General features: G+C 74.7%; 12 protein-coding genes. 9 read left to right on the top strand and 3 right to left on the bottom strand.

The features are described from left to right. Positions 1-25 precede the first annotated feature (25 nt). Positions 26-1,774 carry a Xaa-Pro dipeptidyl-peptidase gene (locus AC0HI0_RS46605; RefSeq protein ID WP_480929859.1) on the bottom strand — a complete coding sequence of 583 codons (1,749 nt, stop codon included), beginning with the start codon at positions 1,772-1,774 and terminating at the stop codon, positions 26-28. A 149-nt stretch (positions 1,775-1,923) separates the two neighbouring features. Next, entirely contained in the window at positions 1,924-2,499 is a 576-nt protein-coding gene (locus AC0HI0_RS46600; protein ID WP_480929858.1) for a dihydrofolate reductase family protein, read from the bottom strand. A 297-nt stretch (positions 2,500-2,796) separates the two neighbouring features. Here AC0HI0_RS46600 and AC0HI0_RS46595 point away from each other — a divergent pair, with 297 nt between their 5' ends. Next, the gene (locus tag AC0HI0_RS46595) at positions 2,797-3,423 is read left to right on the top strand and encodes a maleylpyruvate isomerase family mycothiol-dependent enzyme (RefSeq protein ID WP_480929857.1); all 627 of its coding nucleotides are present in this window, start codon (positions 2,797-2,799) and stop codon (positions 3,421-3,423) included. On the opposite strand, the gene AC0HI0_RS46590 is transcribed toward AC0HI0_RS46595, so the two are convergent. Continuing rightward, positions 3,407-6,172, bottom strand: coding sequence for an AfsR/SARP family transcriptional regulator (locus AC0HI0_RS46590; RefSeq protein ID WP_480929856.1), 2,766 nt, complete (start codon positions 6,170-6,172; stop codon positions 3,407-3,409). The genes AC0HI0_RS46595 and AC0HI0_RS46590 overlap by 17 nt on opposite strands. A 296-nt stretch (positions 6,173-6,468) precedes the next feature. On the opposite strand from AC0HI0_RS46590, the gene AC0HI0_RS46585 reads away from it, so the two are divergent. From AC0HI0_RS46585 to AC0HI0_RS46550, 8 genes are all read left to right on the top strand, one after another. Then, positions 6,469-7,011 carry a class I SAM-dependent methyltransferase gene (locus AC0HI0_RS46585; RefSeq protein WP_480929855.1) on the top strand — a complete coding sequence of 181 codons (543 nt, stop codon included), beginning with the start codon at positions 6,469-6,471 and terminating at the stop codon, positions 7,009-7,011. Positions 7,012-7,204: 193 nt separating this feature from the next. Continuing rightward, positions 7,205-8,440, top strand: coding sequence for an ArsB/NhaD family transporter (locus tag AC0HI0_RS46580; protein WP_480929854.1), 1,236 nt, complete (start codon positions 7,205-7,207; stop codon positions 8,438-8,440). A gap of 573 nt (positions 8,441-9,013) precedes the next feature. Beyond that, positions 9,014-9,814 (top strand): helix-turn-helix transcriptional regulator, encoded by an 801-nt coding sequence (locus AC0HI0_RS46575; RefSeq protein WP_480929853.1) that lies wholly within the window; start codon positions 9,014-9,016, stop codon positions 9,812-9,814. Positions 9,815-10,012: 198 nt separating this feature from the next. Then, a complete protein-coding gene (locus AC0HI0_RS46570; protein ID WP_480929852.1) occupies positions 10,013-10,978 on the top strand; it encodes an AvrD family protein in 966 nt (321 codons plus the stop codon). Between the two features lie 58 nt (positions 10,979-11,036). Continuing rightward, on the top strand, positions 11,037-11,744 hold the full coding sequence (locus AC0HI0_RS46565; RefSeq protein WP_480929851.1) for an AAA family ATPase: 708 nt from the start codon (positions 11,037-11,039) through the stop codon (positions 11,742-11,744). Then, positions 11,741-12,754 (top strand): beta-ketoacyl-ACP synthase III, encoded by a 1,014-nt coding sequence (locus AC0HI0_RS46560; RefSeq protein WP_480929850.1) that lies wholly within the window; start codon positions 11,741-11,743, stop codon positions 12,752-12,754. The genes AC0HI0_RS46565 and AC0HI0_RS46560 overlap by 4 nt, the downstream gene beginning before the upstream one ends. Beyond that, positions 12,751-12,993, top strand: a complete 243-nt coding sequence (locus AC0HI0_RS46555; protein ID WP_480929849.1) for an acyl carrier protein — start codon at positions 12,751-12,753, stop codon at positions 12,991-12,993. The genes AC0HI0_RS46560 and AC0HI0_RS46555 overlap by 4 nt, the downstream gene beginning before the upstream one ends. After that, positions 12,990-13,571: an AAA family ATPase gene (locus AC0HI0_RS46550; RefSeq protein WP_480929848.1), complete on the top strand. Its 582-nt coding sequence runs from the start codon at positions 12,990-12,992 to the stop codon at positions 13,569-13,571. The genes AC0HI0_RS46555 and AC0HI0_RS46550 overlap by 4 nt, the downstream gene beginning before the upstream one ends. Positions 13,572-13,588 lie beyond the last annotated feature (17 nt).

Raw genomic sequence — 13,588 nt, 5'->3', positions numbered from 1 at the left:
CGGGACCGCCCGGAGCGGCGGCCGGTCAGGTCAGCGGCACCGTCACCGAACTCCCGGCGGCCAGCCGCAGCCTGGTCCCGGCCGCCGGCCGCAGGGTGTAGTCGTAGTCGGTGGAGATCACGACCACGCCGATCCGGCGACCCGCCGCGAACACGTGGTCCTTCGGCTCCAGGGGGAAGCGCAGGTCGTACTCCTGGCCGCGCACCACCTTCGCCCCGGTCGCCGCCGAGTCGCGGTTCTGCGGGTCGATCCACCCCCTGGTCACCACGACCGGCGCGGCCGTGCTGCCGACCGGGCCGTAGTCGACCAGCAGCGCGGTCACGTTGGCGTCGTCCCGGTTCTCCACCGCCACCCGCAGGGCCACCGTGGCGACGCCGGACAGGCGGGACGCGGTGGTCAGCGGGTCGGAGCGGAAGACCAGCCGGTTCGGGTCGGCGGCGTCCGGGCGGGCGACCAGCTGCGCCGCGGTGCGCGTGCGGCCCTGGTCCTCGAACGACTGCGGCACACCGGATCCGGGCGCGGGCGCGAGGCGGCCGGGCGCGGTGGCGGAGGTCGCGGTCAGGTGCAGGGTGGTCGGCCGGGCCGCCGGGTCGGGCCAGTCGGCGAGCTTGCGCCAGCCGTCGGTGTGCTCGACCTCGGCCACCGGCTCGCGCATGATGCCGTTGTCGGTTCCCTTGAGCCAGTAGTCGAACCAGCGCAGCAGGGTGGCCTGGTAGTCCGCGCGCGACGGTGCGCCGTGGCCGCCCCGGTGCAGCCAGATCTTGCGCGGAACGTTGTTGCGGCGCAACGCTTCCCACCACTGCGAGTACTGGGTGCCCTTGACGTTCCAGTCCGCGTGCCCGTGCACGACGAACACGCTCGCCTTCACCTGGGCGGCCTGCCGGGCGTAGTTGCGCTCGTCCCAGAAGGCGTTGTAGTCGCCCGAGACGCGGTCCTGCCGCTGGGTGAGCGCGGCGATCTCGTCCGCGCAGCCGGCGCGCGTGACGACGGCCTTGGCCAGCACGTCGGCGTCCTCGCCCTGGTAGCCGCCGGGCGCGACGACCAGGCCGTTGGCGCGGTAGTAGTCGTACCAGTTCGACTGCGCGGCGATCGGCACGATGGTCTTGAGGCCCGGCACGCCCGTGGTGGCGACCATGTTCGGCAGGGTGCCGTTGTAGGAGATGCCGGTCATGCCGACGTTCCCGTCGCTCCACGACGCGGCGACCGCCCGGCCCGCGCTGTCGAACCCGCGCGCCCGGCCGTTGAGCCAGTCCACGACCGCCTTGCCCGCCAACGCCTCCTGCTGGTCGCCGCTGGTGGGGCAGCCCTCCGACGCGCCGGTGCCGATGCTGTGCCCGAGGACGACCGCGTAGCCGCGCGGCACGAAGTAGTCGTCCAGCCAGCCGGGCAGGTTCGGCGACGCGGCGCGCACCGCCCCGCGCCCGCCGGCCGCCGCCGGGAACAGGCCCTCCTGCGGCAGCCGGTCGACGGTCACCGGGTACATCGGCGGCGAGCCCAGCCCGGTCCGGTAGGGGCTGTGCTCGAAGACGACCGGGTAGCGGCCGGTCCCGGCCGGGCGGGCGATGTCGAGCGCGATCCGGTCGGGACGGCCGTCGTGGTCGCTGTCCACCGTCGACTCGACGTAGACGCGCTCCTCGACGGCGGACGCGGCGGGCGGCGCGGCGGACGCGGCCGGTGCGCCGGCGGCCGCCAGCAGGACGACCACGCCGAGCCCGACCAGGGTTTTCAGGGGGCGGCGCGGGCCGGAGGGCGGCGCGCCGGGAGGTGGTGCCATCGCAGTCTCCTTCACAGGGACCTCGCGGGCCCGCGAGGGTGGAGAAGCACGGCGGCGGCACCGACCAGTCTGGCGCGGCGACCGGAGTGCGAGCCCCGTCCGAAAGGACCGAATTCGCACCTCGGGGCCGGTGGTCGGCCCGGACGGCGTCAGCGCGCGACGTCGTAGACCAGCTTCTGCACCCCGTTGGAGTAGGACTCGCTCTCCACCAGCCGCAGGCTCTGCTTGTCCTTGTCGGTCTCGCTGAACAGCCGCTTGCCCGCGCCCAGCAGGACCGGGAAGACCAGCAGGTGGTAGCGGTCGATCAGGCCGGCGTCGGACAGGTTCCGGTTCAGCGTGGCGCTGCCGTGCACGCTGATCGGGCCGCCCTCGCCCGCCTTGAGCGCGGCGACGTCGTCCAGCGAGCGCAGGATGGTGGTCTCGCCCCAGTTGGTCACCAGGTCCTCGTCGCGCAACGTGGTCGACACGACGTACTTCGGCATCGCGTTGTAGCCGGGGAACTCCTCGGTCATGCCCGGCCACACCGGCGCGAACGCCTGGTAGCTGACCCGGCCCAGCAGCATCGCCGCGGCCTCGCCCTGCTCGCGCCCCTTGATCTCGTAGGCGGCCGGGTCGAACTCGACGTCCTGGAAGGTCCAGCCGCTGTTGCGGTAGCCCGGCTCCCCGCCGGGTCCCTCGACGACGCCGTCGAGCGAGACGAACGCGGTGGCGATCAGGGTGCGCATCAGGTGCTCCTCGGTCGGTCTTTCGTGCGGTCACCAGTGCGTCGAACGGGGCCGGCCGGAATCGACACGCCCCGCCGGAGGTTTTCCGGCGCGGTCGCGCGCGCACGGCGGTTGCGCCGTCCGGACGCCCGGCGACGCACTCTTCCGCCGTAGCGGTGTCCATCGTGCGGGACGTCCAACCAGGGCGTCCGGTGGACCACACCCCCGCCGGAAGTGATCCCGGTCACTCGGCGACGAGTCCGGGGCGCGCCGGGAGTCCCACCCGACGACAGACCCCGGTCGAGTGGAGGAGGAGCCGTGAAGGACGAAGTCTGGTCGCTGGTGCACGCGGAGCGGGCGGCGCTGATCGAGGACCTGGCCCGCCTCGACGCCGGGCAGTGGGACACGCCGTCGCTGTGCGGGCAGTGGACGGTGCACGACGTGGCCGCCCACCTGGTCGACACCGCGCGGACCACGCGCGTCGGCTTCGTGGTCGGCATGGTCCTGGCCCGGTTCGACTTCGACCGCCAGAACGCGCGCGGCGTGGCCCGCGAGCGCGGCGCGACCCCCGAGGAGACGCTGGACCGGCTCCGCGAGGTCACGACGCGGACGTCCACCCCGCCGGCACCGCTGGACAGCCGGCTCGTGGAGGAGGTCGTGCACGGCGAGGACATCCGCCGCCCCCTCGGCCTCACCCGGGCCTACCCGGCCGAGGCCGTCGTGCGGGCGCTGCGCCACCAGACCGGCACCCCGGCGTCCCTCGGCGGGGCCAAGGAACTCGTCGGCCGGATCCGGCTCCGGGCCACCGACGCCGACCTGTCCATCGGCGACGGCCCGGAGGTGACCGGCACCGCCCTCGCGCTGCTCCTGGGCGTCTACGGGCGGAGGGTGGCGTCCGCCGGGCTCGCCGGCCCCGGCGTCGCGACCCTCACCGGACCGGCCTGACCGGCTGCCCGAGGGCGGCCACCCGCTCCTCCAGCCGCGCGACCTCGGCGGTGCGGTGCTGGGCCCGGAGCAGGTCCGCCGCGCGCTGCCAGACCTCGCGGGCCCGCGCGCCCTCGCCCAGTTCGAGGTGCACGCCGCCGAGCGCGACCAGGGCCGTGGCCTCGTTGAAGGTGTAGTTCGCCGCGCGGCTGACCTCGGCGGCGGCCCGGTAGTGCGCCACGGCCCGTTCGGGCCGCCCGGCCACGTGCTCGACCTCGGCCAGCCAGCGCAACGTGCCCGCCTGGCCGTACAGGTCACCGGTCCGGCGGTCCACCTCCAGCGCCCGCTCCAGGGTGGCGAGCCCTTCCTCGTGGTCGCCCAGCAGGCCGGACAGCGACCCGACCATGCCCAGCACGGCCGATTCCAGCCCCGGGTCGTCCAAGTCCGGGAAGAGGTCGGCCGCGCGCCGGGCGTGGGTCAGCGCCCGGCGCAGTTCGCCGCGCCGGGCCAGCACGATGGAGAACGCGACGTCGAGGCGGGCCGGGTCCACGGGGTTCCCGGTCAGATCGGCCGTCCGCGCCGCCTGCCGCAGGTGGACCAGCCCCTCGTCGTGGTGGCCGGCGGCGCTGTAGGCGTGGCCGAGCAATTGGTGGGCGAGGAACAGCACGTCCACCCGGCCCAGGCGCTTCGCGCAGGCCAGGGCGTTGAGCCAGACCGCCACGTTCTCCTCGACCGCGCCCTGGTTCACCCGGAACGCGACCAGGTGCCAGGCCAGGTGCCACACCCGGTCGTCCAGGCCGTGCGCGGTCGCCGCCCGCTCGATCGCGACCAGCCCGGCGTGCTCGGCGAGGTACCACGCCCACGCCTGGTCGCGGTCGGGCAGCGGGTCGGGGCGCACGGGGTCGATCACGCACGCCTGGCGGGAGGGGAAGGCCGCCGCCGACACGGCGTGGGCGTGGTCGGTGTAGTGGTCGACCAGCCGGACCAGCGCGGCGCGCCGCTCCCCGGCGGGCAGCGGCTGCTCGGCCGCGTAGAGCCGGACCAGGTCGTGCAGGTGGTAGCGGCCCGGCGGCCCCTGGTGGACCAGCGACACCCGTTCCAGCGCCCGCAGCGCCGCCGCGGCCTCCTCGGTGCTCCGGTCGGTCAGCCGGGCCACCGCGGCGAGGCCGATGTCCGGCTCCGGTGCGACGCCGAGCAGCGCGAACGTCCGCGCCGACTCCGCGCCCAGGGCGGTGGTCGACCACGACAGCACGGCCCGGACGCCGACCTCGGAATCGCCCGCGTCCAGGCCGCTGAGCCGGCCGGCGGCGTCGCGCAGGTCGCCCGCGACGGCCGCCAGCCGCAGCTCCGGGTACTCCTGGGCGCGGGCGGCCACGATGCCCAGCGCGAGCGGCAGGCCGGCGCAGCGGGCCACCAGCTCGTCGACGGCGGCGGGCTCGGCGGCCACCCGGTCCGCGCCGAGCCGGGCGACCAGCAGCGCCCGGGCGTCGGCGGCGGGCAGGGCGCCCAGCCGCAGCGGGTGCGCGCCGTGCGCGGCGACCAGGCCGGCCAGGCCGTTGCGGCTGGTCACCACGACGGTGCAGGTGTCGCCGCCGGGCAGCAGCGGGACGACCTGGTCGGTGTCGGCGGCGTTGTCCAGCACGACCAGCATCCGCCGGTCCGCGACCAGGCTCCGGTAGAGCGCGGCGCGGGTGTCCGCGTCCGGCGGGATCGCCTCGGGCACGACGCCGAGCGCGACCAGGAAGGCGCGCAGCGCCGCGTGCGGCGGCAGCGGCCGGTCCACCGGGTCGAAGCCGCGCAGGTTGACGAACAGCTGGCCGTCCGGGAACCGGTCGAGGTGCCGGTAGGCCCAGTGCAGCGCCAGCCACGTCTTGCCGATGCCGCCGATCCCGGACAGCGCCGACACCACGACGGTGCCGGCCCGGACGGTGGTCAACGCGGCCAGCTCGCCCTCGCGGGCGGTGAACGCGCGCGGCGCGGCGGGCAGCTGCCGGGGCACCGGGAACGTCCGCCGGGCGGCCGCCGGGGTGGCCAGCGAGGTGCTCGCGGTGAGGATGCCCCGGTGCAGTTCCAGCAGGCGCGGGCCGGGGTCCACGCCCAGTTCCTCGGCCAGGCCCCGGCGGATCCGCTCGTAGCACCGCAGCGCGTCCTGCTGCCGCCCGCTCTGGTAGAGCGCCAGGACGAGCTGCCCGGCGATGCGCTCGTCCAGCGGGTGCGCCGCGGCCAGTTCCGAGAGCCCGGCGATGAGCGCGGCGTGCCCGCCGTGCCGCAACCGCAGGTCGTTCAGCTCCAGCCGGGCGTCGAGGCGTTCGCGCGCCAGGACTTCGCGCGTGCCGGTGAACCACGGGGTGTCCAGGTCGGCGAACGCCTCGCCGGTCCACCGCGCGAGCGCGTCGGTGAGCAGCGCCATCGTCCGGTGGTCCGCCTCGGACGTGCGCGCCTCGGCCACCAGCCGGCGGAACTCGTGCAGGTCGACCGAGTGCCGGTCGGTGGTCAGCACGTAGCCGCCCATGCGCCCGTCGATCGTCGTCCCGGGGCACGCCGCCAACAGCGCGCGCAAGCGGGACACGTGGCTGTAGAGGGCTTCTCGCGGGCGTCGGGGCGGGCTCTCGCCCCACACGCGGTCGGTCAGCACGTCCAGCGGGACGACCTTGTCGAGGTCCACCAGCAGCGCCGCCAGCACGCTCTGCTGCCGGCGCTGCGTGAGCACGACGGGACCCCCGTCCGCCTCCACCCTGATGTCGCCCAGCACGGCAAAGCGCACAGCCATCGCCGATTCCCCTCTGCGGCGCGCGCTGCTCCCCCGGCACGCCGCTCCCCGCCACAGTTCTTACCCGCCGGGACCTTGCGGTGCAAGGACCGCGCAAGGGCCGTGCAACGGTCGGGCGGAACAGCCACCGCACAACCGGATCGCAGCGGCGGCCGCGCCCGGACGCCCGGCGCGGCGGTGCCGGGCGCCGCGTCCGGTCCGCTGCGCGGGAGTGCCGACCGGACCCACCCCCACTGTCCACTGTGGACTTCCACCTCGCCGCACGAAGAGTGCGCCGACGTGCGACAGTACGTGCCGTGACGACCACCCGGTGGAACGGCGACGAGTACCAGCGACGCTTCGACGAACTCGCCGCCGGCGGAGCCGACGTGCACGGCGAAGCCGCGTTCGTCCGCGCCTACGGCCCCACCACCGTGCTCGACGCGGGCTGCGGCACCGGCCGGGTCGCGATCGAACTCGCCCGGCACGGCGTCGAGGTCGTCGGCGCGGACCTCGACGCCTCCATGCTCGCCACGGCGCGCGGTCTCGCCCCCGGCATCACCTGGGTCGCCGCCGACCTCGCGGACCTCGACCTCGGCCGCCGCTTCGACGTCGTGGTGATGGCGGGCAACGTCCCGCTGTTCACCGCGCCCGGCACGCAGGCCGCGCTGGTCGCCGGGGTCGCCCGGCACGTCGGCGGGTTCCTGGTCGCGGGCTTCGGCCTGGGTCGCGGCTACCGCCTCGCCGACTACGACGCGCACGCCGCCGCGGCCGGCCTGACCCTCGTCGAGCGCTTCGCCACGTGGGACCGCGCGCCCTTCACCGGCGGCGACTACGCCGTCTCCGTCCACCAGGTCTGACCACCGGGCCTGACCGCCGGGCCGGGCCGCCCGAGCACGGGTGTGACGACCGGAACACGGGTACTCGTGGGTACCCTGGGCCGCCCGCGCCGGAAGACGCGGCCGGGCCAGGTGCGACGCGGTGGCCGTGCGAGGCACGCCGCCACGCGTCGTGGTGGTCTGGAGGTGTCCGGTTCTGCTCGGGTGGACAGGCGTGGCGGCGGGTGCGCTGCTGGTGCTGGTGCTGGTTTTCGCCGTGGTGCGGCCACGCGGGTGGCCGGAGGCGGTCGCGGCGGTGCCGGCGGCCGTGGTCGCCGTCGTGTTCGGGCTGGTCCAGCCGGACCACGTGGTGGCCGAGGCGTCCCGGCTGGGCCCGGTGGTCGGGTTCCTGGCGGCGATCCTGGTGCTGGCCCGCCTGTGCGACGACGAAGGGCTGTTCCGGGCGTGCGGCGCACGGCTCGCGCGCGGGGCGGCCGGGAGCGCGCCGCGCCTGCTCGTCGGCGTGTTCGTGGTCGCTTCCCTGGTCACCACCGTGCTGAGCCTGGACGCGACGGTGGTCCTGCTGACCCCCGTCGTGCTGGCCACCGTGACCAGGCTCGGCGTCCGCCCCGATCCACATGTGTACGCGTGCGCGCACCTGGCGAACACCGCGTCGCTGCCGCTGCCGGTCTCCAACCTCACCAACCTGCTCGCCTTCGCCGCCAGCGGCCTGGGCTTCCTGCACTTCGCTGGCCTGATGGCGCTGCCCTGCCTGGTCGCCGTGGCCGTGGAGTACGCGGTGTTCCGCCGGTTCTTCGCCGCCGACCTCGCCGTCCGGCCGACCGTCGCGGCGGACACCGACCCCGTGCCCCTGCCGAAGTTCGCCACGGCGACGCTCGCCGGCACGCTCGCGGGTTTCGTGCTGTTCCCGGCGGTCGGGCTGGACCCCGTCTGGGCGGCCGTCGCCGGCGCGGTCGTGCTCGCCGTCCGGGGCCTGGTCCGGGGCACCACCTCGGTCGGCGACCTGGTGCGGTCGACCGCGCTGCCGTTCCTGGGATTCGTGCTGGCCCTGGGGATCGTCGTGCGCGCGGTGGTGGACAACGGCCTGGACGACGTGGTCGGCGGTCTCGTCCCGGCGGGCGCGACCCTGCCCGCGCTGCTGGGCACCGCCGCGGTCGCCGCGGTGCTGGCCAACGTGATCAACAACCTGCCCGCCGTGCTGGTGCTGCTGCCCTTGGCGGCCCCGCTCGGCCCCGGCGCGGTCCTCGCGGTCCTGATCGGCGTGAACCTCGGGCCCAACCTCACCTACGCCGGGTCGCTGGCGACCTTGCTGTGGCGGCGGGTCCTGCACGACCACGGCGTCCGCGTCGACCTCCGCCGGTTCACCGCGCTCGGGCTGCTGACCGTGCCCGTCGCCCTGCCGCTCGCGGTCGTCGCGCTCTGGCTGTCGCTGCGCGCGTTCGGCGGCTGACCCGGCTGCGCGGGGGATGCCCGCGACGACGGCTGCGGCGATCGGCGCGACCACGCGGATGATCCGCACAATCCCCACAAGTCGTCCGGTGGGACCGGAAGGCGAATTCCGCCCCGCGCCCGCGACCATCCCGGGAAACGCATTCACGACCGCCGGCGGCCCGTGTCCGGCACCTTGCCCAGCTTCGCGAACGTAGCCGTCCGCCAACCGCGCCCACAACCGAATTCGGCCCTTCCCACCTGGAGAGACGCACGCCGCAACGGCCCGCAGTCGCCGTGCTCGGCCAAGCGGATCACCCACACCGCCCGCACCACCGCCCATTCGGCGGAAGTGCGCGATCGGGCGGCCGAATCTCCGACCCGAGTGGGTGTCACCTGGCGGCAAGTGGCGCAACAGGCTCGTAGCGCGGTGGTCGCCGAGCCCGGGCGGTGGCACGTCCGAGCAGGTCAGAGACGTCGTGATGAGCCCGACACGCCCCGTTCAAGAAAAAAACCTTCCGGAAGGTTTGACACCCTGGCAGGCCCTCGCTAACTTCGGTTCGGCAGTGCTCGACGACTCTTGTTGGGGGAAGTCGTGAGACGAAGCAGAAGATCACTCGGACATTTCCTGCGCTCCCGCCGTGCACGCCTTTCTCCCGGTGAAGCGGGATTGGCGACGTCCGGCCGGCGGAACACCCCGGGCTTGCGGCGGGAGGAAGTCGCGGTGTTGGCCAACGTGAGCGCATCCTGGTACACGTGGCTGGAACAAGGGCGTGACATCAACGTCTCCGAGAACGTCCTGGACGCGATCAGCTCGGCATTGCGGCTGGACGACACCGAACGCGCGCACCTCTACCGGCTGGCCGGCGTCAACCCGCCGGAACTGATCACCGACAGCTCCGCCGCCGAGGTCGAACGGCTGCGCCACGTCATCGCGGGACTGCCCGACCCGGCCTACCTGGTGGACCGCCACTGGACGGTGCTCGCCGCGAACGCCGGGGCGCGCACCCTGCTGGGCCTGCACGGCGAGTCGCCGGTCAACCTGCTCGCCGAGCTGTTCGACGGGCACGGACCGCCGGACCGCTACGTCGAGTGGGGCGACCTGGCGACCCAGCTCGTGGGCCACTTCCGGGTGCAGTCCGCGCGGTTCGACGACGACCCGCTGTTCGAGCGCATGGCATCGCGGCTGTGCGCGGCGAGCGACCGGTTCGCCCAGATGTGGTCCCGCCACGAGATCCCCACCCGCGCCGCGGCGCGGTTCGCCGTGCGCGGCGACACCGGGCCCCGTGCGTTCGACCAGGTGATGCTCGGCGTCGCCGACCGGACGGGCCTGGTGCTCGTCATGTGCGTGCCGGTCGCGGCGGAGGTGGTCGCCTCGGCGCAGTCCGCCGCCTGACCGATCCCGACCGCGCACCGGCGGGAGAGCACGACCAGGCCGGCCCCGACCACGGGGCCGGCCTCGTCGTACCCGGTCTGTCCACAATGGACTGGTGGTGGGACAACCAGAGCGGGCACCACGGGGACAACCCGACTCTGGGGCCTCGGTGCGCCCGACCCGGACAGTGGTGGTGGCACCCGACCGGAGGGAAGCGCTGTGACCACCACCAACGTGACGTTCGACCTGGAGTCGGTGGACGACTACCTGGGCCCCCGGGCGCACCGGTTCTTCGGCGAGGGCTTCAAGCGCGCCGCGCACCGGCTCACCGGCACGCGGGTCGAGCCCGCTCCCGACGGCGGCGGGGCGGTGTCCGCGACCGCGTCCGTGGACTACCCGGTCGACTGGTCCCGCAAGGGGAGCCACGACCAGAAGCCGCACCTGTCCACAATAGACGTCGTCGTGCTGGGCGGCTGGCTGGTGCAGCTGCACCTGGCCCGCACGCGCGGCCTGACGCCGGCCGACCTGGCCGGCGCGGAACTGCTGTCCGCGCGGGTCAAGGCCGGCACCACGCCCGTGGAGGACGACCTGACCGGCTTCCCCGTGTGGGCGCAGGTCTCCCCCGGCCAGGCCGACGGCGACGCGGTCGTCACCACGGCGGTGTGCCGGATCGGCAACCTGACGCTGCGCTGCGCGGTCCGGCACGCGCCCGGCACGCTGGTCGAGGTCGGCGGCACCGGGTCCGACCTGGCGCTGGGCCCGCACGACCTGCGGCTGTTCGCGGACGGCCACACCCTGCGCGCGCAGCACGTGGAGCACGTGACCATCGACGCCGAACGCGCACGCGCCACCGCGCACGTCCGGTTCGACGGCCTGGTGTGCCCCATCGCCCCGTCCACGGCGGTCGTGGACGCGTTCGCCGTCGGGCTCCAGCTCGGCCAGGTGCTCCTCTACGAACTCGACGGCGTGCGGCGCGCGGACAGCCACACGCTGTGGATGCGGCAGACCACCTTCGACTGCACGGCCGGCGAGCACGTCGTGCCCGGCCCGGTCCCGGTCGGGTTCGGCCTGGAGGGCACCAGGTTGCTGCGCAACGGCAAGGGCGAGACGTGGCGGCTGGCCGACGTGGTCGGCTCGCTGCTGGGCGTGGCGGTGCGCTGCTCGGTCGCCCACCGCGTCGCCTGAGCCCGTGACGCCCCGACGCACCACACCCGTGACACCGCACCGACGAACAGGAGATCCCATGAGGTTGGCCATTTCCGGCACCTACTCGGTCGGCAAGACGCTCACCACGATGGCGGTGGCCCACTTGACCGGGCTGCCGCGCAGCGCGGCGGCGACCATGCGCGAGCTGCTGCCGATCTCGGTGCCCGGCAAGACGTTGGAGGAGTGCACGGCCGCCGAGATCATCATGCTGATCACGCGCCGCAACCAGGCGCGGGCGGTCAACGAGAGCCAACTGCCGGTCGGGTTCGTGTCCGACGGGTCGTCGTTGCACGAGTGGTGCTACGGCACCGTGCGCGTGCTGGTCGGCATCAACCCCAACGAGTCCGTGCACCTGGACAAGGTGGAGATGACCGACGAGATCCGGTTCTACGCCGAGGTGATGCGCCAGATCGGTGTTCCGGCGCGGCAACACGCGAAGGCGTCCTACGACGCGTTCGTGCACCTGCCGATCGAGTTCCCGCTCGTCGCCGACGGGCACCGGCCGGTCAACGAGCGGTTCCGCGCGCTGGCCGACGAGATGCTGCTGCGCCAGCTCGCCGAGCTGGAGATCCCGGTGCACACCGTCGGCGGTTCGGTGGCCGAGCGGCTGGCGAAGATCGTGGAGATCTTCGGCTTCCGGCCGCAGGTGTCGATCCCGGAGGCGATCGAGCGCGCGGAGGAGGAGTACGCGCTCATCGACACCACCGGCGAGCTGGACCGCGAGCAAGCGGTCATCCGGGCATGACCGGCGCGGCGGTCCTGGCGGGCCTGGGCACCGCCCTGCCCGCCCGGCGGGTGGACAACGCCGAACTGGCCGCGCGGCTGGACACCAGCGACGAGTGGATCCGCTCCCGCACCGGCATCGGGCGGCGGCACTGGTCGGCGGGCGAGTCCACCGGCGACCTGGCCGTCGCGGCGGGCGGTCGCGCGCTGGCCGACGCGGGGGTGGCCGGGGTGGACCTGGTGGTGCTGGCCACCACGACCCCGGACCACCCGTGCCCGGCGACCGCGCCGGACGTCGCCGCCCGGCTGGGCCTGCGCGGCGTGGCCGCGTTCGACCTGGCCGCGGTGTGCAGCGGGTTCGTCTACGCGCTGGGCGCGGCGGCGGCCCACCTGAAGGCGGGCCAGGCCGGTTCGGCGCTGGTGATCGGCGCGGAGACGTACTCGACGATCCTCGACCCCGACGACCGCACCACGTCGGTGATCTTCGGGGACGGCGCGGGCGCGGTCGTGCTGGTGGCGGGCGAGGAGGCCGAGCCGGGCGCGCTGCTCGCGTTCGACCTGGGCAGCGACGGCACCGGGCGGGACCTGATCACGGTGCCCGGCGGCGGTTCGCGCGCCCGCACCTCGCCGGACGGGCAGCCGGCCGGCGACCGGTTCACCATGCGCGGCAAGGAGGTCTTCCACTCGGCCGTCACGCACATGGCCGGGTCGGTGCGGGCGGTGCTGGACACCGTCGGGTGGCGGGCGCGGGACGTGGACCGGGTGGTGGGCCACCAGGCCAACGTCCGCATCCTGCACGCCCTGGCCGACGACCTCGGCGTGGACCGCGCGCGGGTGGTGCTCGACCTGGACCGGGTGGGCAACACCTCGGCCGCGTCGATCCCGCTCGCGCTGGACCGGGCGCGGTCGGACGGTCTGCTCGGGCCGGGCGACCGGGTGGTGCTCACCGCGTTCGGCGGCGGGCTCACCTGGGGCTCGGCCGCACTGCGATGGCCGGCGGCACGCCGGGACACGGGAGGAGGACCGCGGTGATCGACCAGGTGGTGGACCGGATCATCGAGGAGTTGGCGGGCCAGGCGGACCCGGACGCGGGCGCGCTGTCGGCCGACTCGGAGTTCGAGGCGATCGGCATCGACTCGCTGGTGCTGGTGGAGCTGTCCATCGTGCTCAACCGGGAGTACGGGGTCGAGGTGGACGACGAGGACCTGGCCGCGAGCGGCACGATCGGCTCGGCGGCGCGACTGGTCACGAGCCGGCGCGTGGCGGTGTGACGGGCCGCCGGATCGCCGTGGTCGGCGCGTACGGCAACGGCAAGACCACGCTGACCCTGGCGCTGGCGGACGCGCTCGGCCTGCCCCGGCTGCACGGCGGGCCGATGCGCGACCCGGTCGGCGGCCCGCCCAAGCCGCTGGACGAGTGCACGTCGCCGGAGCTGGTGCAGCTCGCGCTGCGCCGGTTCACCGAGCGGGTCGACGCCGAAGCCGCCCACCGCGACGGGTTCGTGTCCGACGGCTCCTGCCTGCACGAGTGGGCGTACCTCACGGTGCGGCTGGCCGTGGGCCGCCACCCGGGGCCGGCCGACGTGCTGCCCGAGCACCCGGCGGACGACTACCAGCAGGTGTGCCGGCAGTGGGGTTTCGTGCTGGCGGGCCACGTGCGCGACGCCTACGACCTCGTGGTGCACGTGCCCGCCGACGTGCCGCTGCCGCCCGGCGAGACCGCGATCAACGAGCGGTTCCGGGCGTTGTCGGACCGGGTGCTGCTCGACGTGCTGGACGCGGCGGACCGGCCGGCGGTGGTGGTGCGCGGCGACCTGGAGGAGCGGGTGCGCCGGGTGCTGTCGGCGTGAGGCGAAGGGCCCGGGAC

Source organism: Saccharothrix sp. NBAS 001 (assembly GCF_056640475.1).
This window is presented reverse-complemented; position numbering and strand designations above follow the sequence as displayed.

Excerpts from the sequence above, each read along its gene's own strand:
- AC0HI0_RS46605 (WP_480929859.1), bottom strand. The coding sequence starts at position 1,774 with ATGGCACCACCTCCCGGCGCGCCGCCCTCCGGCCCGCGCCGCCCCCTG.
- AC0HI0_RS46600 (WP_480929858.1), bottom strand. The coding sequence starts at position 2,499 with ATGCGCACCCTGATCGCCACCGCGTTCGTCTCGCTCGACGGCGTCGTC.
- AC0HI0_RS46590 (WP_480929856.1), bottom strand. The coding sequence starts at position 6,172 with ATGGCTGTGCGCTTTGCCGTGCTGGGCGACATCAGGGTGGAGGCGGAC.
- AC0HI0_RS46565 (WP_480929851.1), top strand. The coding sequence starts at position 11,037 with ATGAGGTTGGCCATTTCCGGCACCTACTCGGTCGGCAAGACGCTCACC.
- AC0HI0_RS46560 (WP_480929850.1), top strand. The coding sequence starts at position 11,741 with ATGACCGGCGCGGCGGTCCTGGCGGGCCTGGGCACCGCCCTGCCCGCC.